Below are 23458 nucleotides of genomic sequence, written 5' to 3' on the forward strand. Positions count from 1 at the left end.
GAGGGGCTCCACTAGCTTGGCCCCTCATACCTTTCTCAACGGGTTGAGAAAAGCGGCAATTATCTTACGCCGCTTTGAAGCGCGCCGTCGCCGGATCGGCATTGTAGAATGGGACGAATTCCTCGGTCCGGCGCGACAGCTCGTTAACGCTGTCGATAATGAACTGAACGGTCTCTTCGCTCATGAGGTAAGAGAAATTCAACCGCACCCAACCCGGTTTCTTCATTTCCTCACCCTCCGACAGGGCCGCATGCAATTCTTCCGACGCTGCCCGATCAATGCCCAGCAAACGATGCGCATAGGGTCCGGCACAGGCACAGCCGCCACGTGCCTGGATGCCGTAGATATCGCTGAGCATCCGGGTAAACAGCTGCTGATGCACCGGCTGCCCATTCCGATCACACACGAGGAACGAGAATATCGGCAGGCGGTGTGCATTCTCGGCACCTAGCAATGTCAGATGTGGGTTGTCGGACCACCCATCCAACGCCATGCGGTTACACTGCGCCTCACGCTGTGCGATTTCATCCGTTCCGACCGCATCCTTGACAATGAAGGCCAGGGCCGCGCGAATGTCTCCGATCACATTTGGTGTACCCGCCTCTTCTCGTGTCGCGAGATCGGCGCTGTAGTCGTGCCGCCAAGGCGAGACAAAGCTGACAGTCCCACCGCCGGGCCAACTCGGACACGTCCGCTTCACAGCGCATTGGTTAACGACCAGAACACCCGACGCCCCCGGCCCACCCGGAAACTTATGCGGAGAGACAACGATCGCGTCCTTCCGCGCATCTTCCGGCCCCATGTCCATTGGCAAATAAGGTCCACCACCCGCATAGTCCCATACCGCAAGCGCACCATGCTCTTTCAGCATCCGCGTCACTGGATCAGGGTCGGTGATGATGCCGGTGACGTTTGACGCCGCTGAGAATGACCCAATCACAAGATCGGAATCTGCGTGCTCTACCAGTGCCGCCTTTAGCACCTGCATATCGGGACCGCCGTCAACGGCTTCTGGAATCTCGATCACCCGCGCCTTGCTTTCACGCCACGGCAGAATGTTCGAATGATGCTCATACGGACCGATCAAAACGACCGGCTGATTAGCCTCTTGCACTCCCAGCAGACTAACCAGCCGGTTAAGACCCGCTGTAGCGCCAGACCCGGTAAAGATCACCGCGTCCTCTTCCTTGGCGCCAACTATGCGGGCGATCTCGGCCCGCGCCTCGCGGCGCAAACGGGTTATATAGGAACCGCAATAGGAGGCTTCGGTGTGGCTGTTGGCATAGAACGGCAACACATGCTCGGCCACGAAATTTTCGACCTGTCGCAACGCGCGACCCGAGGCAACGTAGTCCGCATACACAAGCGGCACGTCCCCATGCAGACCCGGGATGAGTACCCCCTCACCGATCAGCCCATCACGCAGAGTATTTCCGTGAGCAGCAGATTGAATTTCTGCGCGAAAGTTGGACAAGGTCATAACACAGGCTCCATATTGCTAACTCCAATATGATTGATCCATCCTGTGGAAACCTCACAATTTTATGCTTTATGTGTCCGAGTTTTGTGTCATATGAGTTTATATGGAGAAAAAATTAGATCAAATTGACACGCGTCTTCTGAAGGAACTGCAAAAAGACGCAACACTTTCCCAGCGAGAATTGGCAGATAGGGTCGGCCTGTCCCAAAATGCCTGCTGGCGAAGAATAAAGGCCTTGAACGACGCGGGTGTCCTGCAAGGTTCTACGGCGCGCATCGCGCGCGAAAAGCTTGGGCTGAATCTGGTGGTTTTCGTCATGCTACGCACGCGCCACCACTCTGCCCAATGGTTGCAGGCCTTTCGCAGTCATGTCCTGACCATTCCTGAAGTGGTCGATTTCCATCGCATTGGCGGCGACTATGACTATCAACTCAAGGTCGTTACAGAAGATATGGCCTCTTACGACAAAGTCTATCAACGCCTCATCGATAAGATCGAACTGGACAGCGTCACCTCCTATTTCGCAATGGAGGCCATTGCCGAAAGTCGCCCGCTTCCTATCTGATCCGCCTCTTCATCTGGCCAAATATATCTCGGGGGAGTCGCGCAGCGACTGGGGCAGAGCCCCATCAAAACAAAAAAGACCGCGCTGAAAGCGCGGCCCTTAAACTCAACAGGTCGGCGAAGATTAGTTCTTCGCGTAGAATTCGACGACCAGGTTCGGTTCCATCATAACCGGGTAAGGCACATCGCTCAGGCCCGGTGCACGCACGAAAGTCGCGGTCATTTTCGAGTGGTCGGCGTCGATGTAGTCAGGCACATCACGCTCGGCCAAGCCGACAGCTTCCAGGACAACGGCCAACTGCTTGGACTTATCACGCACTTCGATAACGTCGCCTTCTTTGACGCGATAGGACGGGATGTTGACCCGCTTGCCGTTCACTTTAACGTGGCCGTGGTTCACGAACTGACGTGCGGCGAACACGGTCGGAACAAACTTGGCGCGGTAAACAACGGCGTCCAGACGGCGCTCCAGCAGACCGATCAGGTTTTCACCGGTGTCGCCTTTGACACGCTCAGCTTCTGCATAGATGCGGCGGAACTGCTTCTCGGTCAGGTCGCCGTAGTAGCCTTTCAGCTTCTGCTTGGCACGCAGCTGCAGACCGAAGTCAGACAGTTTGCCCTTGCGGCGCTGGCCATGCTGGCCAGGGCCGTATTCACGACGATTAACCGGGGATTTCGGACGACCCCAGATGTTTTCGCCCATCCGGCGGTCGATTTTGTACTTGGCAGACGTGCGTTTGGTCACGGCTGATCTCCTTCTTTAGATTGAGGCCCCGATGGGCCACTATGAAGGGCGTTGTCCTCTTGAGGTTTCCCCCATGACAGGCATCCCCTCGCGGGGGCCACCAACACCAATGAAGCCGCGCTTATATCCCTGCTTCGGCCAGAGTCAACACGCCACAGCAAGCAAAGGGTAGGATTTCTGCTTAGAGTTGGAATCTTTCTGAGAAGTATCCGTTATTCAGCGGCCCAACCGGCAGTATTTGATAGACTTACCGGCACTGAACTTGCATTTGCGCGAGCCGCCGGGAACACGACAACCTTGTCGTCATAACCGCTGTCAATCTCAACAGGTTCAATATGCGAAGCTGCCAAACTGACCCAGAAATCTTGATCAGGCTCAGGGCATCCATCCTCAAACACAAGCACCAGAGACGCTTCGTTCACCTCACGCACCAGCTCGGCAACGAAAGTCTGAGCCCCGTTTGACAACTCGATCTTGGCACTTTCGTTGATCTCGCCGGGGTTGGCGAAACTGGCTCTGGCCGCCAATATATATCCAAGACCGGTGGAGCCTGCGTGCAGCGCAACTTGGTCAGCACTTGCGGCGAGTTGGACACCTCGCCCCCTCCAGGACCAAGAGCTACCAACGCGCAAGTGGGCCAAAGGCGCCGCCTCAAGCCCGTCAACTTCCGTCTGTGTCCAAAATATTGCTATCCGACCGTTACAACCGGTTCTCATCTGTCCGCCCGCACTTTTACTCATCCCACAAGTAACTGTGCTTGTGTATCAACGAAAAAATGGGCGGAAAAGAGACCGAAATGCAGCAATCACGAAAATGTTGCTAAAGAACAGCCTCATATTGATACTTTTCGTCGAATGTTGGTGAACGTCTGGCACACTGCGCTAGCCCCTAGGCTCATTGAATTTCGGAGCCTGAAAATCTCTGCGAGTGCGATGGCTGATGGGAACACTTTCAGCCATCTTTCGTAGCGGGTTTCTACTCGGCCCTATTCATTCAAGCGACCGAATATGATCTTGATGCGGTTTCGGTGCTTGAACCTGTGTTTATCTTTTCGGACAGGCTTCTCGCGTGACTTTCTGCCGGGGAAGCATGGGCGTATCCCTTTGTCTTTCATAGCCTTTCGGAACCAGTCAGAATCGTAACCCCGATCAGCAATCATCCAATCGGCGGCTGGTAGGCTGCTTAGAAGTGCCCTGGCACCCGTGTAGTCACTGATCTGATCGACAGTTATGAAAGACCGGATTGGGTGGCCAGAAGCATCGCTGACGGCATGCAACTTGGCGCTCATTCCGCCGTTGGCACGCCCAATCAGGCACCAGCGCCCCTTTTTTCAACCGTAGGCTTGAAGCCATGCGATGTGCCTTCAGATACTTGCGCAGGCTCAATTGAACGCATGGCGTTCGCCTGCTCACTTTTATCATGATCGCCCTGTGATCGGAATGGTCCGAAGCCAGCCTTTCCATGATCCGTGCAAACACGCCGTTGTCGCTCTAACGTTTTTAGCAGTTGTAGAGCGTCTTGGGTGGGCCATACTCCTTCGGAGCATCGGACCAGCCCCGTATCGGACTAGCCGACCTTGAACTCGCTTTTCAATCGCTGCTACCGAAATTCACACTAAACGCTTGGCAATTCCGTTTGCGGTTGTTGCAAAAAATTGGCAATCACGCTGCCTTGTAATGGTTGAAAACTTCTGTGGTGCCATCCTTACCGATCAGGAAAACCGAATAGGCTTCCCGCTCACTCTCCGGCCCCATACCAGGTGAGCCATAGGGCATACCTGGCACTGTCAGCCCGACCGCATCAGGGCGTTCGGCCAACAAGCGCCGGATGTCCGCCGGGGGCACATGACCTTCTATGACATAGCCCTCGAGCAAGCCTGTGTGACAGGACGCCATCTCTTCTGGAATACCCTTGTTAGCTTTGTATTCAGACAAAGTCTCCCAGGAGGCATTCTGCACTTCCATCTCGAATCCTTCGCGTTGCATAATATCAATCCACGCGCCACAACACCCGCATGCGGGGTCCTTGAGAACCTGCACCAGCGGTTTGGTCGTTGCAAATGTAGGTGAAGCCAGGGCGATGCCGGAGGCGCTGAGGCCAGCCAGGAAAAGGCGTCGGTCAAGTTTCGTGGTGGTCATGTCATTTCCTTTCCGTGTTTACGCCTGCGCTATGATATTCGGTCTTGTGACCGAAATCGCAGGCAAGTGCTATGATTTGTGTCAAGCGGGCGATCATGACCAGCCCTGTTTCTGTTCGCTTTCGGTGCATAGCGCACGCATGTCGCAACCGCTTGGATAAGATGAGCGCCAAGGCAAATACTGATAGTTTAGCCTCTCTTCCACGCATAATAATCTCCTGTCGACCGCAGTGCATGCTCGAACAGAAACAATTTGAAAACCCGCACTTTCAGGACTTTGGATGTTAGGATATTTGTGGAGGAAGATTGGGCGTCAGAGGCGCTTGAGAATTCTGGTTATCCGTGTCCATGTTACGGTTTCTCTGGCCATAAGCTTCCACCAAAACCGCAAGTCCTAATTGGGTCGGGTTTTCACCAACGCAACAGGTTCCAGTGTGGCATGCCCCGCCACAACTCACGCAGTCGTCCGCGCAATCTTGATCGGTGGTGGAATGAAAACGGCAATTGTTGTGTTTGAATTCTGATGCTTTTGACGCGATCGAAACGCCATTTTGTTTGTGGCTGTCTGCGATCTCAAAGTCGTTATTTGCAAAAGCAACAGAGCCGATGATTGTCACCGTAAAACAGACGCACACTAAAAGCGTTTCTCTTAAAACAGGGATCAACTCATTCACCGTACTGCGGACGTAGTGTGATCGTGGCAACGTGCTGACCCGAAGCCAACAAAACTACAATTGATAGTGCGGCGCGCACTAGAGAAGAGCGGATTGCCACGTCTGAAGAAAAAGATTGCCAAACTTGGAGGCAGATCAAACAACAAGGTTAACTACGCTTGGCCCAAGTTTTTTAGAATTGGACAGTCTGGGCGGTGGTCGCCAGCGCATTCTTCGATCAGATGAGACAGTGTTTCATGCATCGCCTTCAGATCGGAAATCTTATCGTCGATCTCTTTTAGATTCTGTTTTGCAATTTCTTTCACGTCCGCGCTGGCACGTTCTTTGTCCTCGTACAACGCCAGTAGTGAACGACAATCCTCAATGGTAAAGCCCAATGAACGGGCCCGCCCGATGAAGGCCAGCTTGTGCAGTTCCTTTTCGTCGAAATGGCGATACCCATTGAGGCTCCGCTTGGGTTTGATGAACCCGATATCCTCGTAATAGCGGATGGTTTTGGCAGGCAGACCCGAACGTTCTGCTACATCTCCGATATTCACAGCGGTTCTCCTATACTATCCAGCAGGCGCTGAACGCAGCGTCTGCTCGGTGTTCTGCGAGATCTGTTCTCGCCCAACTTTGATCGGCTTTACCCAGCGCAACCGCAGCGCATTGGTTAGGACAAATACGCTGGACAGCGCCATGGCACCTGCGGCCAAAACCGGCGATAGCAGCGGACCGCCAAACGGATAAAGCACCCCTGCCGCTACCGGTATGAGCAGTGTGTTGTAGCTGAATGCCCAGAACAGGTTTTGGCGGATGTTACGCATGGTGCGCTGACTAATATCGAAGGCATTGACCACGCCCGTCAGGTCGCCTGACATCAGAACGACGTCAGCCGCTTCGATGGCAATGTCAGTGCCTGTCCCGATCGCAATTCCTACGTCAGCTGCCGCCAAAGCAGGCGCATCATTGATGCCATCACCCACAAAGGCCAGTTTTCCGCCATTTGTACGCAAATCCTGTAACGCGGATACTTTACCCTCGGGCAGAACTTCAGCCACGACATGATCGATGCCAAGCTGCGCCGCAATGGATTTGGCAGTAGAGGCATTGTCACCGGTGATCATCGCTACTTTCAGGCCCAGCCCGTGCAGAGCTTCGATTGCGTCCGGCGTGGTGGTTTTGATTGGGTCCGCCACAGCGATTACGGCCGCGATAGCCCCGTCTACGGCAGCATAAAGTGGAGTCTTTCCGTTGATTGCGAGTTCAGCGCCCCGATCAGAAAGCGCGCCCATTTCTACCCCTTCGCGACTCATCAGGCGGTCGGCCCCGATCAGGATTTTATGGCCTTCGACTGAGGCGCTTACCCCGTAACCGGTGATCGACGTGAAGTCTTCTGGCTTGGAAAGCTCCAGACCACGGGTTTCTGCCGCGCGCACGATGGCTGTGGCGATTGGATGTTCGGATGTGACCTCAACGGCAGCAACAAGGCGCAGAACCTCATCCTCGGCCAATCCTTCGGCCACAATCAGGTCGGTCAGCTCCGGACGCCCTTCGGTCAAGGTCCCCGTCTTGTCCACCGCAACAACGGTGGTTTCCTGCAGCATTTGCAAGGCGTCGCCCTTTCGAAACAGGACACCCATCTCGGCAGCGCGGCCAGTGCCGACCATGATGGAAGTAGGTGTGGCCAACCCCATGGCGCAGGGGCAAGCAATGATCAGTACCGCAACCCCGGCCACCAACGCCAGGCTAAGCGCGGGATCGGGTCCGAACAACATCCATACCAGCACTGTTACAACGGCCACTGCGATCACTACCGGCACAAACCACAGCGTGATGCGGTCGACCAGGCCTCGAATCGGAAGCTTGGCACCCTGTGCTTGTTCGACCATCTGAATGATCTGGGCCAACATAGAGTCTGCGCCGATCTTTTCAGCACGGTACGTCAATGCACCCGCGCCATTTACGGTCCCCCCGACCACAGTTGCGCCCTCGGTTTTTTCGACGGGAACCGGCTCTCCGGTGATCATGCTTTCATCGACATATGACGCGCCGGTCATTACGGCACCATCCACCGCGATTTTTTCGCCCGGTCGAACGTGCACAATATCCCCTACAACGATCTGCTCAATCGGTAGCTCGACAACCGATCCGTCGCGCTCAACTCGTGCTGTTTTTGCCTGCAGACCGACCAGTTTTCGGATCGCTTCACCAGTTCGGCCCTTGGCGCGCGCCTCGAGGAACCGCCCAAGCAATATAAGAACCACGATTACCGCTGCGGCCTCGTAGTAGACATTTGCGGTTCCGGCAGGAAGAATATGCGGCGCGAAGGTCGAGATCAGTGAGAACCCATATGCCGCCGAAGTGCCCAGGGCCACCAGAGAGTTCATGTCCGGCGCGCCTTTGAACAAGGAAGGGAATCCCTTGGTGTAGAACTGCAAGCCTGGCCCAAAAAGAACGATCGTGGTCAGAAGGAATTGCAGGTAATAGCTGTTCTGGATGCCTATGGTGCTCGCTATCAGGTGGTGCATGCCCGGAATAACATGCGAGCCCATTTCGAGAATGAATACCGGCAATGCGAGCAAGGCGGCGAAGCATGTTCGCCGCGCCAGATGGCTGATCTCTGCCGCTTTGCGGTCTTGTGGTTCGGTCTGCGTTGCGGATCGCAGGCTCGCCGGATAGCCGGCAGATGCCGCAAGCGCCGCGATTGCTTCGGGTGTTGTGACTCCCTCAGCAAAACGCACAGTTGCACTTTCAGTGGCCAGATTGACCGACGCGGACAAGACGCCGCCATCGGCTTCCAGGGCTCGTTCAACGCGCCCTACACAGGATGCGCAGGACATGTTCTGAATATCCAGCGTGACCTCTGCGGTCCGCGCCGGATATCCGGCGCGGTTTAACGCATCAGCAATGGCCGCTTTATCGGCTGGATCGCGGAAATCGACCTGAACGCTTTCACTGGCGAGATTAACCGAAGCGGCATCTACCCCTGGCACATCTTTCAATGCGCGCTCGACGCGCCCAACGCAGGAAGCACAGCTCATACCCTGAACCTGGAACCGCGCATGTGAATTTTCAGTCATATTGCCACCACGTATGTTCTGCTGACGGGCAACATAAGGGTTCCAGCAAGTGGAAGGTCAAGGGATGAGGCTGACTTTCTTTCTCATCATTCATGACGACGCTAAGTATCCCGGATATGAGCTGCGGGCACCGCAAGTCAGCTATAGACAAAGCCATTGACACAGTAAGTTCCTCCGCACAGTTGGACTTTGACATGAAAAACCGCAGGGTACGTGTCTTAAGCACCAATCAACTTGATCATATCCTTGCAGCTCAGAGTCCGAGGGATACGAAGCCACTTTCGCAACAGAAGTTTAGGAGCGCAAATGCTGTCGTCCCTTAGTTCTATCTTGCGTCTCTGACTGCCTCGATTAGCCGGGTCATTTCATCTTCGGCGATCAGACCCGGGGCAAGCGCATCTCCAATCACAAACGAAGGGGTGCCACTGAAGCCAAGCTGCCGGGCCAATTCCATGGACACCTGAATATGCGCGTCGACTTCCGGCGCCTCCATGTCTGCGCGCAATTGATCCTCGTCCAGGCCAAGTTCCCGAACAACTTTCAGGACACTGGCCTCAGTGGCACGACCGTTCAGAGCCATAAGCGCCCAATGAAATTCTTCATATTTTCCCTGATTACGTGAGGCAAGCGCGGCGCGTGCCGCGAAGTCGGAACCTTCTCCGAGTATGGGCCATTCTCGGTAAACAACTCGGACATCGGAATCGCCTGCGATTACGTTTTTCACGACCGGGGCCGCGCGTTTGCAATATGGGCAGTTATAGTCAAAAAACTCGACTACGGTTACATCACCTTCCGGGTTTCCGATGACAGGCGCATTCGGATCCTGTTCCAGCAATTCACGCTGATTTTCCAAGACGTTTCCAATGGCTTCGGCTTTTGCCTGATCTTCGCGCTGTTGAAGCAATTGAATCGCCTGCATGATGATTTCGGGGTTTTCCATTATGGCTTCCAGAGCCAGCCGTTTTACATCGGAGTCAGACAATTCGTCAGCACTCGCCATAGCAGCACCAATCGACATAGTGATGGCAATTAAGCCTGCAAAAAATCGTTTCACGTCAGTTTCCTTCCGTTTGTTCTGCCTCGGTGCGCTGCTCTTGCAGCTTGCGTTCCCGATCCGGCCAACTCTCCTTGATGAAGGCGAGGATGTCCCAGATTTCCTGATCCGACAGAGTGTACTCGAAACCTGGCATACCGCTTTTGACGTCAGTGACACCCATCTGCTTCAAAGTTTGGTACCCGCCAAACTTTGTATAGTCGAACAACAGCTTGTCGCCGTGATGCCAGGTATGCCCGGTTCGGTCATGCGGGGGCGCGCAAGACGCCATCCGGATCAGGTGTTTGCCAATCCTGCTGACCCTCCAAATTTGCCCCGTGGCATGACGCGCAGTTTTCGGCGTACAAAACTGCACCACGTGCCGAATCCGCTGATGCACTGTTTGCGCACGCCCACTCAGGCCCCAGCCAGCGACCGCGACAATGATCACCACAGCAGCTAGTGACACCCATTTCGCCGCGCTCTTGTTCATGACGCCACGCTCAGCCAGGTCTTCATTCCAGCGGCCTGATGCGAAAGCATGTGGCAATGAAACAGCCAGTCCCCCGGGTTATCCGCAACGAACGCAATCTCCCGCGTTTCCATCCGGTCAACCAGTATTGTGTCTCGCAACGGTCCCAGGCTCCCGTTCGACAGAACTTCCTGAAAGTGCGTCCCGTGCAAGTGCATGGCGTGCGCAAAGACAGTGTCGTTCTGCATCTGAATACGGACTATGTCGCCACGCGAAACAGAAGCGAGCGGGTCTTCGGGTAACCCTGCGACTCCGTTGAATGTCCAGATCTGTCCTTCCTGAACCAACTCATTAGGGCTCATGACTTGGCCGTTGTAAGTACCTTGACGCAGTCCGCCCATCGCCCCGCCTTCCATCACCAATGGAACCTTTAAGGCGTCAGAAACATCTTCAAGAAAAGAAACAGGGTTGGGTGGCAGAGCTTCGATCTCATCGCGGCTGGCAGATGTACCGCTTCCCGAAACCGGGATCTCAGCGATAACAAATGATTCATCGCGTTCGTGAAGAGTTATTTGAACGGCTTCGTTCGATTCCGCTGTGACGTCGACAATCAAATCTGCTCGCTGCGCAGGTCCGAAAACAAGTGTTTCGAAATCTTCTGGCTGCCTTACAGGCATGCCATCATAAGCGACCAGTTTCCCGTTTGCGCCACCTACTGACACATACATGATCCGATCAGTTGCCACGTTGACCATTCGAATTCGCAATCGCTGGTTCGTCAAAACTTCGGTCATTGGCGATATGCGCGCGTGAACGTAGTTTCCCATGCGACCTGCATGGGTCCAGTCATGCATCGCGCCGAAATCATCGACGATTTGGGCGTCCTGACCCAACCTCCAGTCATCCAGCAGGATCGTAATGTCATGATCCGTGTCCGGCGGGTCCATTTCGTCGACGATGAACGCGCCGTAAAGGCCCCTGGCCACTTGTTCCGTTGACTGGTTATGAGAGTGGTACCAGAAGGTTCCTGCATCCTTCAGAGGCAAGTCATACTGAAACTCGCCGCTTGTTGGTACAGCCTCCTGTGTAAGACCCGGCACCCCATCCATGTTGTTTGGAACCCGCAGTCCATGCCAATGGATTGCCGTAGGCTGAGGCAGTGAGTTCAGGAGTGTCCGGCGAACCGTTTCGCCCTGCCGGGCACGAATTTCGGGGCCCGGAACACCGCCATCATATCCCCATATCTCGGTTTCAGGATAGCTGTCGGGGGCAACACGTGCCAATCCTGAACGCGCCTCGATTATTCGGGGGGCGGTAGCCGCCCTCCCGATAGTCGGCACTGCGATTAGTGCCGACGTGCCTGCAACGAATTGCCTGCGATTGAGCTTCATTAGGACTTCCTTCCAAAGAATACTTGATCTCGCACTGGATTATCCCCCGTCGTGCACATCCAGCAGATAGGTCGCCATTGCCTTCAGGTCTTCGTCTGTCAGAAAGCTGGTGCCATAGTTTACGACCTCTCCCATGGCGCCGCCGAATACATCGCCATCAGGCATGACGCCGGTGCGCAAGGCATAGGCCAGATCATCAACCGTCCACCCACGCATTTGCAGGGTCTCAAAGTCGATGGCCGGAGCCTTGTTACCGCCCGGCAGATAGTCACTTCCCTTGAAGTGTTCCGTGTCCGAATTTCTTGCGCCAGCCAGGTTTCTCCCGGTGTGACAGGCGGCACAATGCGTGGCACCTTCAACGAGTAACCGGCCCCGGTTCCATACATCATCATTGCCCGGTACGGGATCGGTCCGCGGCGGTTCCAAAAATGCCGCCCGCCACAGCTTCAGGCCCCATCTCTGATTGAAGGGGAACACCATTTCCTGCTCTTTTGACGGTTCCGCTACCGGTGCAACCGTTTTCCAGGCGGCCCAGAGATCGGCGATGTCCTGATCCGTGAAATTGGCATAAAACGGATAAGGAAAGGCCGGGTAGTAGGGCTGCCCGTCTGGCGATACACCCTGACGCACAGCGCGGGCAAATTCCTCGATCGTCCAATCACCGATCCCGTGATCGGGATCTGTGGTCAAGTTCGGCGAAAAGAGCGTGCCGAACGGGGTATCCAACTCCACCCCACCGGCCAAGGGCGCGCCCCCTTTGGCAAAGTCTGTGTGGCAGGCGATACAGCCACTTGCCCTTGCCAGATACGCCCCGCGGTTAACGTCACCTTGAATGTCGAGAGCTTGTAAGGGCTGGCCAATCGGCCAAGCCATCACAGCAACAAACCCTGCTGACGCCGTAACGGCGGCAGCAAGACCCAACCGTATTATCGGCTTCATGATGCATTCCTATTCCGACCGAAATCGCGTGTGACACGCCGAGCATGTCTGGCTCAACATCATGAACACACCATCTGCCGGCATTTCAGACAGCTGTGCTAGGTTTGGACTGCCAGCCATCATCCCGCTGCCCATCATGGAACCACCTCCCATCATGGAACCACTTCCCATCATGGAACCACTTCCCATCATGGAACCACCTCCCATCATGGATTTGCCGCCCATCATGCCGGAACCATGACCCGATCCGGACGCCATCAGCCCGTTGTCTGCCGAAAGCGCAAGGCCTTCTGAGTAGATTTCCAACTGTCTGGCTATTTCTGTAAAGGAACCCCAATCCTGCCAGATTTGCGATTTGGCCTCCGAGGGTTTGCCATCAGATCCCTCTGGAAACAGCTTAGTCATGCTCTCACCGGCGTGGCTTCCGATTTTCTTGGCTTCGCTTCGTACCGTTTGCGCATTGTAGGGCGTTTTCCCCTGCATCATCGGTGTAAGGACCTTCATGCTGTCCTTCATCGCGGACATGCCGTCCATGCGTTCTTTGACGATACCGGTTGCGCCACCATGCGCCAGGGCGGCCGCCGCAAATAGTGAAACCAGGGCCACGCTTGTAGTCATTTTTAGAATGTTCATTTCTTTGTCCTTTTCGTCTGCTTCGACGCGCCCATCTTGGGCCCAATTCGACTCGTCAGATCAGGACACGCGGCGGTGGTGGGTCAAACGCGATAATACTAAGAACCCGGTATTGAGCTCGAGGGATCGAGTATCTTCGTTCCGTGCATTGGGGACCAGGCGGTGTTGGACCCATCAAAAATAGTCCAACAGCGTTGCAGATCGCTCCGCCATGACAATGCCCGGGATGACCCTGCTTGACATGTTCGACGTCCGCAGAGCCGGTTTGGTCAATCACATGCGGTGAATCACCGCCATGTGCATGAGCAGAATCGGCCGTCACAAGTAGCCCGCCAATGGCCAGCGCAATTGACAGGATGAAGTAACGAATTGCGGTGCCCACTCGACTCGTCACCTTCAGAAAATCCCGTTTTCCTGCTGCAACTCTCTTATATACGCTACGATGCCTTTCACATCCGCGCGGGTCAAGCCATCGACCGGCGGCATGTTACCGAACTTCCAATGATGGGCTCGAACACCATTCTGGACGGCCACGTAAAATGCCTCGTCCGAATGGTGGCTTGGTTCATAGATTTTATGCACCAATGGTGGTGCAAGGCCCACCAGACCAGTTGCATTCCCGCCATGGCACGCCGAGCATTTTGCGTCGAATGCCACTTTGCCGACGGCCGCAAATTCGCTTAGCTGGTCCGGTAGATTGACGTTTTGGATTGGGTCTCCCGACGCCAGCGTCGACGTATCAGGTGTCGTCATCGAATGGCCAGCTGGTTGCTGATTTAGATTGTAGACGATTGCGACGGCACCTGCGATCGCCACACCGCCTATCATGAGTGTAAGTTTATCCATTTTACTATTTCACGTCGTTGTCAGTTACCGAGCTTAAGCACCTGTCCAGAAAAGCCGACTTGACCATGGTCAGATCAGTTTTACCTGCGTGCCCACGGTGGCCAGTTCGAACAAGTCCGCGATCTGCTCATTGTACAAGCCGATGCAGCCATTGGAGGATCTTCTTCCGATCTTGCGTGTGTCGTTGGTGCCGTGGATCCGGTAGTATTGCCAGCTCAAATATAGTGCATGTGTCCCCAGAGGATTCTCCGGACCCGGGCCCACATAGTCGGGCCAAGCGGGGTTGCGCTTTTTCATTGCTGGTGTCGGTCGCCAAGATGGCCCCTCAACCTTGCGAGTTACTGTGGTGTAGCCCAGCCTTGTAAGGTCTTCCGTCAGCGGCACGCTGGTTGGATACATCCGATAGACGCTCTCGTCTTCTGACCAATATTGCAGGACCTTGGACTGTGTATCGGACAGGATCACACCATTCTTAAGCGTATCAAAGTGATCCTGCCATTTAGCAACGCGGAATGAAGAAACATTGCGGCGCGTCCCTTGGGTTGTCATCGATTGGGCCCAAACGGCCGGTGCTGGAAAGAGAGTTGTCGCAGCAAACGCGGCAATCACTCCGCGTCGCGTAACAGCCTTTCTATCCCTGTTCGGTTTCATGCCTGCCACCCCAAACGTGTATTCTTGCTTTACGACTCATTTGGGCTGTATGCCCGGTTCCCGCGCTGGAAGGTCAACAAACAACAGGTTTTGCGTAAGGGAAATTTCGTCTGGAATACTGCTGCCGTAGGCACATGAGGCGGTTTCAAAGGTGGCTTCAGATCGTCAAGCCATTGTGAAAACCCAACTTTTCTTAGACATAATGCCAGTTCGCTTTCAGAAAGAGCTTTGTTTTCCGTACCGATCAAATACAATAAAATCAACGTTAACAATCGCTTAGATTCTGGTGAATTGATTTGATCAGCTGCCGGTGCGAAGGTATCAGATACTAAGAATGACAATCATGCTGGTCGAAGCACGATTCTCGTAGGAACTTGGGGACAGCAACCGCTGGGTAAATTCGTATCGAAATTCGCGCCGCATGAACTACGCACAATCAGAGTCTCCACTTCATTGGCAAGTGGTTGATCGAAGTGCGCTAATAACGCTTCCATTGCTTCGTCAGTGGTCCTACCGGGCGCTACGCAAAGGATTTAGTAGATAGGCTCCAAGTGCTCATATTCGTCTGAAGTTAGTGTGAGTGGCTCTCGGGCAAACGCAAAACAGGGGAAAAAAGCTGCGTTGATTATATGTTTAGCAATTTTCATCATCCGCTCTTAGATATTCAATCTGACTTTCTAAACACTCTGAAAATGAGATTAGGAAATGTCCGAAGCATTAAACGGACACCAAAGCGGCCAAATCTCTCCGCTCGTCAGGGCATTTCGCGCTGATCTCCGCGCCTATCGCCGCCGACAAAGCCCAACGATACTCGCGGGCGAAGCTCGCCAAGAAGTTAAAGTGTCATCCGTTATTTATTGCCAGGATTGAGATCGGCCAAAGGCGCATAGATGTGCCAGAACTTGTTATACTATCGCGCGCACTTAGCATTCCCCCGGAGCAGTTCTTAAAATTTGTCGCAGACGCAATGCCACTCGACGAGCGAGTTTAGGGTGCTGCTCTATTAAACGTTCAAGGTTTGAACCTGCACCTGACGCTTGAAGAACTAAAAAGTACTCCAAAGCAAATGTTTGGAACAAATGCCATGCATCAAGTCGCACAGAGAAGCCGAAGCAACTCGCCAAAGGTGCTTCGGTCGACAAGGCCAGTAAATTTCCTTCAGACAAGAAACGTAAAAAAAACTAGCGCTTCTTAGGTTCCGTCAGCAGGTCGGCAGATCGCAGTTAGAGGTCATTTGGTGACAATAATGGCGGTGTCGCCTGAAGCACCACGACATCAAGTCCTCTTCCGCCAAATCAGCCACACTTAGAATGACCGCAGCTGCGGCAGGTCATGCAGCCTTCGATCATCACCATGTCGAACTGACCACAGGATGGGCAAGCCTTGCCACGCGGGGCGTCCATGTTGACCACCTGCGCCTGAGGATCGGACTTCAGGCCCATGCCTTCGCCCTCAAGGAAGCCGATATTGACCATGTGTTGCTCGATCACGCCGCCAATCGCGGCCAGGATGGACGGAATGTACTTGCCTTTAACCCAGGCCCCGCCTCGCGGGTCGAACACAGCTTTCAGTTCCTCGACCACAAAGGACACATCGCCACCGCGTCGGAACACGGCCGATATCATCCGGGTCAAAGCCAGCGTCCAAGCATAATGCTCCATATTCTTCGAGTTAATGAACACCTCGAAGGGACGGCGGCGTCCGCCAATGACGATATCGTTAATTGTCAGATAGATTGCGTGCTCGCTGTCCGGCCATTTCAGCTTGTAAGTCGACCCTTCCAGCGATTGTGGGCGATCAAGCGGTTCGGACATATAAACGACCTCGCCCCCGTCAACCTCATGCGGGGCATCCGCGCTTTCACCTGGCGCTTTGTCGTCGCTTTCCGATACGCTCAGAACCGAGCCGGTCACATCGTTTGGCCTATAGGTCGTGCAGCCTTTGCACCCCTGATCCCAGGCCTGCATATAGACGTCTTTGAAGGCGTCAAAGCTGATATCTTCGGGACAGTTGATCGTCTTCGATATCGAACTATCGATCCACTTTTGAGCCGCCGCCTGCATTTTTACGTGATGGGACGGGCTTAGTGTTTGCGCATTCACGAAATACTCGGGCAATTCGGCGTCGCCAAACTTGTCGCGCCACATCTGCACCGCATAGTCCACAACCTCTTCTTCGGTGCGCGAACCGTCCTTTTGCAGCACCTTGCGCGTATAGGCATAGGCAAAAACCGGCTCGATCCCCGAAGACACGTTGCCCGCATAAAGCGAAATCGTACCCGTCGGCGCGATCGAGGTCAGCAGCGCGTTGCGGATGCCGTGTTCGCGGATTGCGTCGCGCACATCGTCATCCATCTGTTGCATGGTGCCGCTGGCCAGATATTTCTCGGCGTCAAACAGTGGGAAAGCGCCCTTTTCCCTCGCCAAATCGACCGACGCCAGATACGCGGCGCGCGCGATTGCGTGCAACCAGCGCTCGGTCTGACGCGCCGCCTCGTCCGAGCCGTAGCGCAGACCCAACATCAACAGCGCATCGGCCAGACCAGTCACGCCCAGCCCGATGCGGCGCTTGTCTTGCGCCTCGGCTTCTTGTTCGGCCAGCGGGAATTTCGACGCGTCCACCACGTTGTCCATCATGCGAACGGCGGTGGCCACCAGCTCTTGCAAGGCCTCCTCGTCCAGATGCGCGGCATCCTCGAACGGCTCGGCAACCAACCGTGCCAGATTGATCGAGCCCAGCAAACAGGCACCATAAGGCGGTAGAGGTTGTTCTCCGCACGGGTTGGTCGCCGAGATCGTCTCGACGTAATTCAGATTGTTCGCCTGATTGATCCGGTCGATAAAGATCACGCCCGGCTCGGCATAATCATAGGTGGCCTGCATGATCTTATTCCAAAGATCGCGCGCCTGAACGGTGTGATAGACCTTTCCGTCAAATACCAGATCCCACGGTCCATCGGCCTTGACGGCCTCCATGAATGGATCGGTGACCAGAACCGACATGTTGAACATGCGCAAACGCGCCGGGTCGGATTTGGCGGTGATGAACTGTTCGATATCCGGATGGTCGCAGCGCATGGTCGCCATCATCGCACCACGACGCGAGCCTGCAGACATGATCGTCCGGCACATGGCGTCCCAGACATCCATAAAGCTCAGCGGGCCAGAGGCATCAGCGGCAACCCCTTTCACATCCGCGCCACGTGGACGGATGGTTGAGAAATCATAACCGATCCCGCCACCCTGCTGCATGGTCAGCGCGGCCTCTTTCAGCATGTCGAAGATACCGCCCATGCTGTCGGGGATCGTCCCCATCACAAAGCAGTTGAACAGGGTTACCTGTCGCGCGGTGCCCGCCCCGGCGGTGATGCGGCCAGCAGGAAGGTATTTGAAATCCTCTAGCGCCTCATAGAATTTTTCTTCCCAATGCGCCGGGTCTTCTTCCACACGCGCCAGATCACGAGCTATGCGCCGCCAGCTGTCCTCGACTGTCTGATCGATGGGCGTACCATCCGCCTGTTTAAAGCGGTATTTCATATCCCAGATCTGCTCGGCGATGGGGGCGGCAAAGCGGCTCATTGGTGATTCCCTGTGCTGAAAGAGGCATTCAGATTAGCCCAGATCACATCTAAACCACAACACCTTGATGACAAGCGCATGAGGGCTACAATATAGGGATCATCCTTGGGACGACTCTGTGGGAAAGCTGTGGATAAGTACGTAAACCTCATCAAACTTTCGGTTGGGTCAGAAAGCGTCGACACGCTGATGGCGTGGCAAGACAGCCGCAAACCACTCTATGAGGACGGATACCCGCGCCACGTCACCCGCATGTGGCCCAAGCGCGACGCTGAAATTCTGAATGGCGGGTCGATCTATTGGGTGATCAAAGGTGTGGTCCAGTGCCGCCAGCGCATCCTGCGGCTGGATGAAGTCCGAGGCGAGGATGGCATCCGCCGCTGCGCCATCGTCCTGGACCCCGAAGTACACAGAACGCAGAACGCTCTGAAGCGTCCATTCCAGGGCTGGCGGTATCTCAAGCCTGAGGACACCCCTGCCGACTTGCCTAAAAATCGCGAGCAGGACGATGCCCTGCCCGACGATCTGAACCGCGCATTAGCGGAAATTGGGGTGCTTTAGGCCAACCTGTCCAGCAGCTCATTCAAAGCCGTCTTTTCAGCCGCATCGTATTTGGCCACGCGGCTGCGCCACAGCGTGGCCTGCGATTGCAGGATCAACCCATCCGACAGGATTTTCAGGTGGTTCGCCCGCAGTGTTTCCCCGGTCGAGGTGATATCGGCAATCGCCTCGGCTGTCTCATTCACCACCGTCCCCTCGGTTGCGCCCTGGCTGTCGACCAGCGTGTAATCGGCCACTCCCGCTTCGGTCAGGAATTCGCGGACCAGACGGTGGTACTTGGTAGCGATCCGCAGCCGGTGGCCATGCGCCCTGCGAAAACCTGCCGCCGCTGCATCCAAATCATCCAGAGTGTCCACGTCGACCCAGCAGGCTGGGGTTGCGATGATAAGGTCCGCCTTGCCGAACCCCAAAGGTGCAACCTCTTCCACCTGCTGTTCCCAGCGCGGCAGCTTTTCATGCACAAGATCGATGCCGGTCACGCCCAAATGAATGCGTCCCGCCGCCAGCTCGCGCGGAATCTCTCCTGCAGACAATAGGATCAGCGAGACGCCACCAATCCCTTCAACCTTGCCCGCGTATTCCCGGTCTGATCCGCTGCGCGACAGTGTAATGCCGCGCTTTTCAAACCATGCGAAGGCCTTGTCCATCAACCGGCCCTTCGAAGGCACACCGAGTTTCAGGCTCATTGCGCAGCCTCCTCGATTTCGAGCATCAGGTCCGGGCGGATCACGCCGCCAATTGCCGGAATCTCGGCCCCACCACCCAATTGCCTGGTCAGCGCATCATAGCGCCCGCCGGTCGCAACCGGTGGCAGATCAGGGCGGCCTTCGGCGTAAAAGCCGAATACAAACCCGTCGTAATACTCCATCGAGGTCCTGCCATAAGACGCCTCAAAATCCAGTGTATCCACATCCACGCCCCGCGCCTGCAGGGCTGCGATACGAGCTTCCAAACGATCCAAAGCAGATGTGATCTGTGGCAGATCAACCGCAATGTCACGCAGTTGTTCCAGCGCGAAAGGCATGGTTTCGCGCACGTTAAGCAGCGTCTCCAAACCGGCCAGTTCATTGTCCGAGATCGGCGGCGCAGCGCGGTCTTCGCGCAGGGCTTCAATCCGGTCGAGGATTTCCGGCGCGCGGCGTTTACCGATCATGGGCACGTCAATCGCCAATGGGTCAGCTGCGTCTAGCAGAGCATCGCGACCCTCAAGGCCCGCTTTGCGCCCGGCGTATCGGTCCAGCAGAACGCGGAACCGGCGAGGCCGCCAGAGATGTCGCATCAGCGCGGCCTTACGACGGCTAGTGGTCTTGAGCCCCCCGACAGCGGCGATCAGAATACCGATATCACCTGTCGCTGCCCGCAAAGGCAGCCCGCGCAATTGCAGGGCAAATAACGAAAATACCTCGGCATCGGCTCCGGCGGGGTCTTCGCGATCAAATACTTCGTAGCCGACTTGGATATACTCATTAGCACGATCCGGATCGTGTTCCTGACGGCGGAACACTTCGCCGGAATAGGTGTATCTTGCTGGTTCAGCCCCATCGGACATGTGCATCTGTACCACCGGCAGGGTGAAATCCGGGCGCAGCATCTGCTCACCCCGCAGCGCGTCCGAGGTCACGTAAGCACGGGCGCGGATATCTTCTCCATAGAGGTCCAGCAGCGTCCCGGCTGGCTGCAGCAGAGGCGTATCAACCACCTGCGCGCCCGCCGCCTCGAACCGGACACGCATCATGGCGGCGCGGGCCTGTATTTGGGAACGGTTCGGCATGGGTCAGTCCTGATTGTCCAGAATCTCGCGCACCTTAGCGACCAGATCGCCGCGGGGCACTTCGAACTGGCTGGGCCGTTCTTTCCATTCCTCAAGCGTGGCGCTTTCGGCAATCTTGGCGCCAAGAATCAGGTCCTTGATCTGTACGATCCCATTTGCCTTTTCGTCACCGCCTTCGATCACCGCAATTGGAGAGTTCCGCTTGTCCGCATATTTCAGTTGGTTGCCAAAGTTCTTGGGGTTGCCCAAGTAGACCTCGGCTCGGATACCGGCATTGCGCAGTTCTGCCACCATCGCCTGATAGTCCACCATGCGATCGCGGTCCATCACGGTCACAACCACTGGGCCGGTGGCCTGCGCCGCGATCCGCCCCTTTTCACGCAAAGCGGCCAATAATCGGTCAACACCGATGGAGATGCCGGTCGCGGGTACTTCCTGTCCGGTAAACCGCTTGACCAGATCATCATAGCGACCACCACCCGAGACCGACCCGAATTGCCGCTTGCGGCCCTTCTCGTCGTATATTTCGAAGGTCAGTTCGGCCTCATAGACCGGCCCGGTGTAATAGCCGAGGCCACGCACGACCGAAGGATCAATCTCGATCCGGTCCGAACCATACCCGCCTGCATCCAGCAGCGCACCAATCTGCTCCAACTCAGCGATCCCGTCCGCACCGATCTTGCTGTCACCCACAGCGGCGCGCAGGTTGGCCAGCGTTCCGGCGGTATCTGCAGCTTTAGAAGTCAGGAAGGCAATCACCGGCTCGGCCTGATCACCGCTAAGACCAACACCATCGATAAAAGCGCCAGAGGCATCCAATCGGCCTTTGGTCAAAAGCTCACGCACACCAGCCTCGCCCACCTTGTCGAACTTGTCGATCGTGCGCAGAACATTATCTCGGGCGGCGGCGTCTTCACCCAAACCCATCGCTTCGAGCACACCATTCAGAACCTTACGGTTGTTGACCCGCACCAGATAGTCACCGCGCGGGATTCCAACGGTTTCCAGCGTGTCCGACAGCATGGCGCAAATCTCGGCATCCGCAGCCATTGAGGCCGTGCCCACCGTATCCGCATCGCACTGATAAAACTGACGATACCGTCCCGGCCCCGGCTTCTCGTTCCGCCAGACCGGACCCATCGCATAGCGGCGATAAGGCGTCGGCAGGTCGTTGCGGTGCTGCGCATAGACGCGGGCCAGAGGCGCAGTTAGGTCATAGCGCAGGGCCATCCAGTCGCCCCCGGAACCTTTTGAGCCGCCTTCGTCAAATTCCTGCCATGCAAATACGCCCTCGTTCGGGCGGTCCACGTCGGGCAGGAACTTGCCCAACGCCTCAACCGTTTCAACCGCGCTGCTTTCCAAGGCATCGAACCCGTAACGATGATAGACACCCGCAATCGTCCGCAGCATCTCGGTGCGCTGCGTGACTTCCTCGCCGAAATAGTCACGGAACCCTTTCGGCGTTACGGCCTTGGGGCGGGGCTGTTTCTTGGGCTTGGCCATGTGGGGCGTCCTTGGGATTTAGTGTTCCGCGCGCGGTCTATCCCATGGCCCGCATCGGAGCAAGGCGGGGTTTCTCTGGTCAGGGCGTCACAGGGTCGCTATGAGACGCCTATAAGGAGAGCCCCATGCAGCATCTGGAAGAGCAGATCGCCCATCTGACCCGCACGGTCGAAGAGCTGAACTCGGTCGTCACAAACCAACAGAACGAGATCGACCGCCTGACCCGCCGCGTCGAGATGTTGCTGCAGCGTGAAGCAGAACGCGCGCAAGAAGGTTCAGGCGGCGTTGTGTTCGGAGACGAACGCCCGCCGCATTATTGAGGGCAAGCTGATGGCGAGTGAGGACAGCAACGCGCAATGCGTGTGGATTGCTACGACGGTGAACAATATCAACGTCATAGAGGGTGTATCGCGCAGAGAATACACAGACAATTGGCGGAAAAAACAATCTGCCGAAGACGTCGAATGGTCGAAGAGCATCCTCCGTCAAGCCGCTCAAAGCTGGAAACGCGGTGATCTGCTGACCAAAGAACAGGTTGGTAGCGTTTATCATTACAATTCTAAAGCCGAGTATTATACGGCTCCATTCATCAATGGCGGTGGCAAGCCTATGGTTTCCCAATCCGCCAAATCCGTTCTGGAACAGTTCGATCTGGGGGACACGGTATTTCATCCGTTGACGCTGATGGATTCAACTGAAAACCATCTGACCACGTCCGAGCGGTATTACTTTCTGAACGTGTGCAACAAACGACCCATGGGCAACTACGATGTTTTGGGGCCAGAGGGGGATATCCGTTCGCCGTTAAATAACATCGGCAACGGAATCTGCTACCTTCCTAGAAGCAATCAGGAATCTAAACTGGTAGTCATACCTGTAGCGCTTGATGGACCGGACATCTGGCTGGACCCGAAAGTTCCGAACCTTCTCTTTTTGTCCGACCGTCTCGTCTCAGGCCTGAAAGACGCCCAAATGGACAGAGGCTGGGGCCTTGTGCGTTGTCCAGTGGGCAGGCTTTAGCGCTCGCAAGACCAAGCGCTCGCTTACAACCCCAGCGTCGACTTCACTGCATTGTCGACCACCCCGCCCAGAAGGGCGTTCTTATCTGCGGCACAACCTTCAGACAGCGCGGCGATGAAGGCTTCGCGCAGTTGGGCCTTTTCCTCGTCAGAGGCTGCATGATCCTCGATATTGATCTGGCGGTTGTAAAGTGACAGGGCCGTCATCTTTCCTACGACTTCGACAACAAAGGCTTCGTCCCCGTCGGCCTCTTCGGCGATCGAGGCGCATGTATAGTGCATCATAGGCAGGACGTCTTGCACCATCTGCTCAGCAGCCTCATCCGCGAAAGCAAACGTCGGAATAACAAACAGCATGGCGCAGAAGGAAGATTTGATGGGATTTTTCAACATCAT

25 protein-coding genes and 1 pseudogene are annotated in these 23458 nt (G+C 55.6%); 5 read left to right on the plus strand and 21 right to left on the minus strand.

Annotation, left to right across the window (positions count from 1 at the left end):
- Positions 1-64: 64 nt before the first annotated feature.
- Positions 65-1480, minus strand: coding sequence for an aminotransferase class V-fold PLP-dependent enzyme (locus I5192_RS11245; RefSeq protein ID WP_223116856.1), 1416 nt, complete (start codon positions 1478-1480; stop codon positions 65-67).
- A 103-nt stretch (positions 1481-1583) separates the two neighbouring features.
- Here I5192_RS11245 and I5192_RS11250 point away from each other — a divergent pair, with 103 nt between their 5' ends.
- A complete protein-coding gene (locus tag I5192_RS11250; protein ID WP_170392465.1) occupies positions 1584-2045 on the plus strand; it encodes an Lrp/AsnC family transcriptional regulator in 462 nt (153 codons plus the stop codon).
- Between the two features lie 123 nt (positions 2046-2168).
- Here the strand turns inward: I5192_RS11250 and rpsD are convergent, their stop codons facing one another.
- The 15 genes and pseudogenes from rpsD to I5192_RS11320 all read right to left on the minus strand — a co-directional run bounded on the left by rpsD (position 2169) and on the right by I5192_RS11320 (position 14630).
- On the minus strand, positions 2169-2789 hold the full coding sequence (rpsD, locus tag I5192_RS11255) for a 30S ribosomal protein S4 (RefSeq protein WP_170392466.1): 621 nt from the start codon (positions 2787-2789) through the stop codon (positions 2169-2171).
- A gap of 212 nt (positions 2790-3001) precedes the next feature.
- A complete protein-coding gene (locus I5192_RS22495) occupies positions 3002-3316 on the minus strand; it encodes a hypothetical protein (RefSeq protein ID WP_255611765.1) in 315 nt (104 codons plus the stop codon).
- 395 nt (positions 3317-3711) lie between these two features.
- A pseudogene (locus I5192_RS22500) lies at positions 3712-4342 on the minus strand (IS5 family transposase); the annotation flags it as partial.
- Between the two features lie 108 nt (positions 4343-4450).
- On the minus strand, positions 4451-4927 hold the full coding sequence (locus tag I5192_RS11270) for a DUF411 domain-containing protein (protein ID WP_170564198.1): 477 nt from the start codon (positions 4925-4927) through the stop codon (positions 4451-4453).
- 283 nt (positions 4928-5210) lie between these two features.
- On the minus strand, positions 5211-5600 hold the full coding sequence (locus I5192_RS11275; protein ID WP_223116858.1) for a hypothetical protein: 390 nt from the start codon (positions 5598-5600) through the stop codon (positions 5211-5213).
- Between the two features lie 152 nt (positions 5601-5752).
- Positions 5753-6139, minus strand: coding sequence for a Cu(I)-responsive transcriptional regulator (cueR, locus tag I5192_RS11280; protein WP_170392471.1), 387 nt, complete (start codon positions 6137-6139; stop codon positions 5753-5755).
- 15 nt (positions 6140-6154) lie between these two features.
- Complete coding sequence (locus I5192_RS11285; RefSeq protein ID WP_223116859.1) at positions 6155-8665, minus strand: heavy metal translocating P-type ATPase; 2511 nt, start codon at positions 8663-8665, stop codon at positions 6155-6157.
- Between the two features lie 325 nt (positions 8666-8990).
- Positions 8991-9683 (minus strand): DsbA family protein, encoded by a 693-nt coding sequence (locus tag I5192_RS11290; RefSeq protein ID WP_050605746.1) that lies wholly within the window; start codon positions 9681-9683, stop codon positions 8991-8993.
- Between the two features lie 37 nt (positions 9684-9720).
- Positions 9721-9990 (minus strand): cytochrome c, encoded by a 270-nt coding sequence (locus I5192_RS11295; protein WP_370644305.1) that lies wholly within the window; start codon positions 9988-9990, stop codon positions 9721-9723.
- On the minus strand, positions 9965-10171 hold the full coding sequence (locus tag I5192_RS22765) for a c-type cytochrome (protein WP_370644306.1): 207 nt from the start codon (positions 10169-10171) through the stop codon (positions 9965-9967). The genes I5192_RS11295 and I5192_RS22765 overlap by 26 nt, the downstream gene beginning before the upstream one ends.
- 16 nt (positions 10172-10187) lie before the next feature.
- Complete coding sequence (locus tag I5192_RS11300; protein WP_223116860.1) at positions 10188-11561, minus strand: multicopper oxidase family protein; 1374 nt, start codon at positions 11559-11561, stop codon at positions 10188-10190.
- Between the two features lie 39 nt (positions 11562-11600).
- Positions 11601-12500, minus strand: coding sequence for a cytochrome c (locus tag I5192_RS11305; protein WP_223116861.1), 900 nt, complete (start codon positions 12498-12500; stop codon positions 11601-11603).
- A 9-nt stretch (positions 12501-12509) separates the two neighbouring features.
- Complete coding sequence (locus I5192_RS11310) at positions 12510-13133, minus strand: cytochrome c (RefSeq protein ID WP_223116862.1); 624 nt, start codon at positions 13131-13133, stop codon at positions 12510-12512.
- 396 nt (positions 13134-13529) lie between these two features.
- Entirely contained in the window at positions 13530-13979 is a 450-nt protein-coding gene (locus tag I5192_RS11315) for a cytochrome c (RefSeq protein ID WP_223116863.1), read from the minus strand.
- Between the two features lie 69 nt (positions 13980-14048).
- Positions 14049-14630: a L,D-transpeptidase gene (locus I5192_RS11320; RefSeq protein WP_170421575.1), complete on the minus strand. Its 582-nt coding sequence runs from the start codon at positions 14628-14630 to the stop codon at positions 14049-14051.
- Between the two features lie 784 nt (positions 14631-15414).
- Here I5192_RS11320 and I5192_RS11325 point away from each other — a divergent pair.
- Positions 15415-15621, plus strand: coding sequence for a helix-turn-helix domain-containing protein (locus I5192_RS11325; protein WP_255612146.1), 207 nt, complete (start codon positions 15415-15417; stop codon positions 15619-15621).
- Positions 15622-15925: 304 nt separating this feature from the next.
- On the opposite strand, the gene I5192_RS11330 is transcribed toward I5192_RS11325, so the two are convergent.
- On the minus strand, positions 15926-18208 hold the full coding sequence (locus tag I5192_RS11330) for an adenosylcobalamin-dependent ribonucleoside-diphosphate reductase (RefSeq protein ID WP_170625177.1): 2283 nt from the start codon (positions 18206-18208) through the stop codon (positions 15926-15928).
- Positions 18209-18337: 129 nt separating this feature from the next.
- Between I5192_RS11330 and I5192_RS11335 the strand changes: the two genes are divergently transcribed.
- On the plus strand, positions 18338-18769 hold the full coding sequence (locus I5192_RS11335) for a DUF1489 family protein (protein ID WP_170392480.1): 432 nt from the start codon (positions 18338-18340) through the stop codon (positions 18767-18769).
- On the opposite strand, the gene hisG is transcribed toward I5192_RS11335, so the two are convergent.
- From hisG to hisS, 3 genes are read right to left on the minus strand one after another with little or no spacing between them, the layout of a single operon-like run.
- The gene (hisG, locus tag I5192_RS11340) at positions 18766-19455 is read right to left on the minus strand and encodes an ATP phosphoribosyltransferase (RefSeq protein WP_223116864.1); all 690 of its coding nucleotides are present in this window, start codon (positions 19453-19455) and stop codon (positions 18766-18768) included. The two genes, I5192_RS11335 and hisG, sit on opposite strands and share 4 nt — an antisense overlap.
- On the minus strand, positions 19452-20540 hold the full coding sequence (locus I5192_RS11345) for an ATP phosphoribosyltransferase regulatory subunit (RefSeq protein WP_223116865.1): 1089 nt from the start codon (positions 20538-20540) through the stop codon (positions 19452-19454). The genes hisG and I5192_RS11345 overlap by 4 nt, the downstream gene beginning before the upstream one ends.
- 3 nt (positions 20541-20543) lie before the next feature.
- The gene (hisS, locus tag I5192_RS11350) at positions 20544-22043 is read right to left on the minus strand and encodes a histidine--tRNA ligase (protein WP_223116866.1); all 1500 of its coding nucleotides are present in this window, start codon (positions 22041-22043) and stop codon (positions 20544-20546) included.
- A gap of 125 nt (positions 22044-22168) precedes the next feature.
- Here hisS and I5192_RS11355 point away from each other — a divergent pair, with 125 nt between their 5' ends.
- Positions 22169-22363: a SlyX family protein gene (locus tag I5192_RS11355; protein WP_170392484.1), complete on the plus strand. Its 195-nt coding sequence runs from the start codon at positions 22169-22171 to the stop codon at positions 22361-22363.
- Complete coding sequence (locus I5192_RS11360) at positions 22293-23063, plus strand: hypothetical protein (RefSeq protein WP_223116867.1); 771 nt, start codon at positions 22293-22295, stop codon at positions 23061-23063. Before I5192_RS11355 ends, I5192_RS11360 begins: the two co-directional genes overlap by 71 nt.
- A 23-nt stretch (positions 23064-23086) precedes the next feature.
- Here the strand turns inward: I5192_RS11360 and I5192_RS11365 are convergent, their stop codons facing one another.
- Positions 23087-23458, minus strand: a complete 372-nt coding sequence (locus I5192_RS11365) for a YmgD family protein (protein ID WP_223116868.1) — start codon at positions 23456-23458, stop codon at positions 23087-23089.

It is taken from the genome of Ruegeria sp. SCSIO 43209 (assembly GCF_019904295.1).
GTDB lineage: Bacteria > Pseudomonadota > Alphaproteobacteria > Rhodobacterales > Rhodobacteraceae > Ruegeria.

What these genes read in the sequence shown, in the direction of transcription:
- I5192_RS11245 (WP_223116856.1), bottom strand. Translation starts at nt 1,480, where the DNA reads ATGACCTTGTCCAACTTTCGCGCAGAAATTCAATCTGCTGCTCACGGA.
- hisG (WP_223116864.1), bottom strand. Translation starts at nt 19,455, where the DNA reads ATGAGCCTGAAACTCGGTGTGCCTTCGAAGGGCCGGTTGATGGACAAG.
- I5192_RS11330 (WP_170625177.1), bottom strand. Translation starts at nt 18,208, where the DNA reads ATGAGCCGCTTTGCCGCCCCCATCGCCGAGCAGATCTGGGATATGAAA.
- I5192_RS22765 (WP_370644306.1), bottom strand. Translation starts at nt 10,171, where the DNA reads ATGGGTGTCACTAGCTGCTGTGGTGATCATTGTCGCGGTCGCTGGCTG.
- I5192_RS11305 (WP_223116861.1), bottom strand. Translation starts at nt 12,500, where the DNA reads ATGAAGCCGATAATACGGTTGGGTCTTGCTGCCGCCGTTACGGCGTCA.
- I5192_RS11355 (WP_170392484.1), top strand. Translation starts at nt 22,169, where the DNA reads ATGCAGCATCTGGAAGAGCAGATCGCCCATCTGACCCGCACGGTCGAA.
- I5192_RS11365 (WP_223116868.1), bottom strand. Translation starts at nt 23,458, where the DNA reads ATGATGTTGAAAAATCCCATCAAATCTTCCTTCTGCGCCATGCTGTTT.
- I5192_RS11310 (WP_223116862.1), bottom strand. Translation starts at nt 13,133, where the DNA reads ATGAACATTCTAAAAATGACTACAAGCGTGGCCCTGGTTTCACTATTT.
- I5192_RS11345 (WP_223116865.1), bottom strand. Translation starts at nt 20,540, where the DNA reads ATGCCGAACCGTTCCCAAATACAGGCCCGCGCCGCCATGATGCGTGTC.
- I5192_RS11285 (WP_223116859.1), bottom strand. Translation starts at nt 8,665, where the DNA reads ATGACTGAAAATTCACATGCGCGGTTCCAGGTTCAGGGTATGAGCTGT.
- I5192_RS11300 (WP_223116860.1), bottom strand. Translation starts at nt 11,561, where the DNA reads ATGAAGCTCAATCGCAGGCAATTCGTTGCAGGCACGTCGGCACTAATC.
- I5192_RS11270 (WP_170564198.1), bottom strand. Translation starts at nt 4,927, where the DNA reads ATGACCACCACGAAACTTGACCGACGCCTTTTCCTGGCTGGCCTCAGC.
- hisS (WP_223116866.1), bottom strand. Translation starts at nt 22,043, where the DNA reads ATGGCCAAGCCCAAGAAACAGCCCCGCCCCAAGGCCGTAACGCCGAAA.
- I5192_RS11315 (WP_223116863.1), bottom strand. Translation starts at nt 13,979, where the DNA reads ATGGATAAACTTACACTCATGATAGGCGGTGTGGCGATCGCAGGTGCC.
- I5192_RS11295 (WP_370644305.1), bottom strand. Translation starts at nt 9,990, where the DNA reads ATGGCGTCTTGCGCGCCCCCGCATGACCGAACCGGGCATACCTGGCAT.
- I5192_RS11320 (WP_170421575.1), bottom strand. Translation starts at nt 14,630, where the DNA reads ATGAAACCGAACAGGGATAGAAAGGCTGTTACGCGACGCGGAGTGATT.
- I5192_RS11250 (WP_170392465.1), top strand. Translation starts at nt 1,584, where the DNA reads ATGGAGAAAAAATTAGATCAAATTGACACGCGTCTTCTGAAGGAACTG.
- I5192_RS11290 (WP_050605746.1), bottom strand. Translation starts at nt 9,683, where the DNA reads ATGTCGATTGGTGCTGCTATGGCGAGTGCTGACGAATTGTCTGACTCC.